The organism is Bacteroides sp. 519 (assembly GCF_010500955.1).
GTDB lineage: Bacteria > Bacteroidota > Bacteroidia > Bacteroidales > Bacteroidaceae > Bacteroides.
Genome location: NZ_QVMJ01000072.1, coordinates 313 through 1,197, shown reverse-complemented (window position 1 = coordinate 1,197; position 885 = coordinate 313). Strand labels below are relative to the sequence as shown.

Here is an 885-nt window from a genome sequence, read left to right as displayed (position 1 = left end):
ATGGCGTTGGAGCGTATGTTTATTACTGGTGTAAGTCCTGTTACGCTCGATGATGTAACATCGGGCTTTAATATTGGTACCAACTATACCACTGCACCAGAATTCAACAGCCTGGTAGGTTTCTCGGAAGAGGAACTACGCACCATGCTTGAATACTATCAGGATGAGGGGGTATTACCAATGACTGTTGCCGAAATAGTAGCCGAAATGAAGCCGTGGTACGATAATTATTGCTTTGCTGAAGATATGTCGGATGAGTCGATGTATAATTCGGACATGGTGCTTTATTACCTTAATAGATTGATACAGTCAAAGAAACCACCTCGTGAAATGGTTGACAAGAACATCCGTACCGATTATAACAAGCTTCGTTACTTGATAAAAACAAATCGTGAAGTGGATGCCAGCTCCAATCTATCTGTTATCCAAGAGATTATAGAAAAGGGATATACCACAGCTGTGCTCAATGATGGCTTTTCGGTTGATGAGATGTTGAAGCCCGATAATTTTAAATCATTGCTTTACTATTTTGGATTGGTAACTATACAGGGTACAGAATTCGGTGATGTTTTGTTGGGTATTCCTAACCACACTGTTCGCGAGCAAATGTACACCTATTTAATAGAGGGTTTAGTTGATGCTGATATATTCCGTCTCGACTTTTACGAGCTGGCCGGTTTAATGAAAAACATGGCTTACCGTGGCGATTGGAAAGTTGTATTTACCTACATTGGCAGTGAGTTGGAAAAACAAAGCCGCATCCGTCAGTTTATGGATGGCGAAGCTCATGTAAAAACATTCTTATTGGCCTATTTGGGGTTGACAAACTATTACCAACTGATGCCCGAATACGAATTGGGCAAAGGATATACCGACTTTTACTTC

Annotated in this window: 1 protein-coding gene; it reads left to right on the top strand. The window is 40.8% G+C overall.

Features of this window, described 5'->3' with window-relative positions:
• On the top strand, positions 1-885 hold an 885-nt coding region (locus tag D0T85_RS21945), incomplete at both ends, for an AAA family ATPase (RefSeq protein WP_239060794.1).